The sequence below is a fragment of the Dietzia sp. B44 genome (genome assembly GCF_014145245.1).
Lineage (GTDB): Bacteria > Actinomycetota > Actinomycetes > Mycobacteriales > Mycobacteriaceae > Dietzia > Dietzia natronolimnaea.
Map to the genome: position 1 here is coordinate 1 of NZ_JAALEF010000091.1, position 1,549 is coordinate 1,549.

Here is a 1,549-nt window from a genome sequence, read left to right on the forward strand (position 1 = left end):
TCATGACCGGCAGCCTAGGCGGGGCCCACGGGGGCGGCGGCGACGGGTGGCGGCGCGTGCCGGCCGGGGTCTGAGAGGATGACGGCATGCCCGACCGCCCGATCCTCCTCGTCGACCTCGACGGCACCATCACCGACTCACTGGACGGCATCGCCAGGTCGCTCCACCACGCGCTGGACACCGTCGGTGCCCGGTGGGACGACTCACGTGACATCCGCTCCATCGCGGGCCCACCCATGCCGGACACCCTCGCCTCGCTGGGGCTCGGGGGCGACGATCTGCAGCGGGCGATGAGCGCGTACCGCGAGCGCTACACCGACGTGGGGTGGCTCGAGAACGCGGTCTACGAGGGAATGGACGGCCTGCTGACGAGCCTGGCCGGCCACGGTTTCCGGATGGCCGTGGCGACGAGCAAGGACCAGCGGGCCGCGCGACGGATCCTGGAGCACTTCCGGCTCGACGACCCGTTCGAGTTCATCGGCGGCGCGGACCTGCGGGTCGGGCGGGCGGCCAAGGCCGATGTGATCGCGCACTCACTCTCCGCACTCGGCGTCGATCCGGTACCGGTGGCCGAGGGGGGCACGGGCCACGTCCTCATGATCGGCGACCGCGAGCACGACGTGGAGGGGGCCGCCCGCTACGGGATCCCCACGGCGATCGTGCGCTGGGGTTACGGCAGCCCCGGCGAGTGGGACGGCGCCCGCTGGTCCCCGGCGGACACCGCCGAGCTGGAGCGGATCATCCATGAGTGGTGACCCGCGCGTGCACGTCGTCTTTGTCTGTACCGGCAACATCTGCCGCTCCCCCATGGCCGAGGTCATGGCACGGCACGCGTTCTCCGGCGCCGGGTTCGGCGACAGGGTCACCGTCTCGAGCGTGGGTACCGGTGGGTGGCACGTCGGGGACGGCATGGATCCGCGGGCCGCGGCCGAGCTCGAGTCCCACGGGTACGACAGCACGCACGTGGCCGCACAACTGTCGGCCCCCGATCACCGGGCCGACCTGGTGGTGGCGCTCGACCGCGGCCATCGCGACCACCTCCTCGGCGCCGGGGTCGAGGAACACCGTGTCCGCCTCCTGCGGGGGTTCGATCCCGCGGCGGACGGTGAGGACGTGGCCGACCCCTACTACGGCGACCACGACGGCTTCACCCGGACCCGTCTCCAGATCGCCGAGGCGCTCCCCGGGTTGGTGGCCGAGGTGCGTGCCCTCCTGACTTAGCCCGTCGGGGTCCAGCGGATACCCTGGGGACATGCGGAGTCTGCGGCGCTTTCTGAGTCCCGGCTGGCTGATCGGCCTGCTCGCCGTGTCGCTGTTCGCCTGGGCGTGCTTCGCCCTCCTGGCCCCGTGGCAGCTGGGCAAGAGCGAGGACCTGGACGCCCGCAACACCCGCCTCGCCGAGTCGATCGAGGCCGCGCCGGCCCCGTTCGGGCAGGTGGTCGACGCTCCCGAGGCGTTCGTCGACCGCGAATGGCGGCTGGTGACACTGGACGGCCGGTGGCTACCCGACGCCGAGGCACTGCTGCGGCTCCGCGCGGTCGACGGCGAG

At 72.6% G+C, this 1,549-nt stretch carries 3 protein-coding genes; all 3 read left to right on the forward strand.

What is annotated here, in order from left to right; translation table 11 throughout:
- The first annotated feature begins 86 nt into the window (after nt 1-86).
- A complete protein-coding gene (locus G6017_RS03940; RefSeq protein ID WP_179524996.1) occupies nt 87-755 on the forward strand; it encodes an HAD hydrolase-like protein in 669 nt (222 codons plus the stop codon).
- Nucleotides 745-1,221 carry a low molecular weight protein-tyrosine-phosphatase gene (locus tag G6017_RS03945; protein ID WP_179524995.1) on the forward strand — a complete coding sequence of 159 codons (477 nt, stop codon included), beginning with the start codon at nt 745-747 and terminating at the stop codon, nt 1,219-1,221. The genes G6017_RS03940 and G6017_RS03945 overlap by 11 nt, the downstream gene beginning before the upstream one ends.
- 31 nt (nt 1,222-1,252) lie before the next feature.
- On the forward strand, nt 1,253-1,549 hold a 297-nt coding region (locus tag G6017_RS03950), incomplete at its 3' end, for an SURF1 family cytochrome oxidase biogenesis protein (protein WP_277819569.1).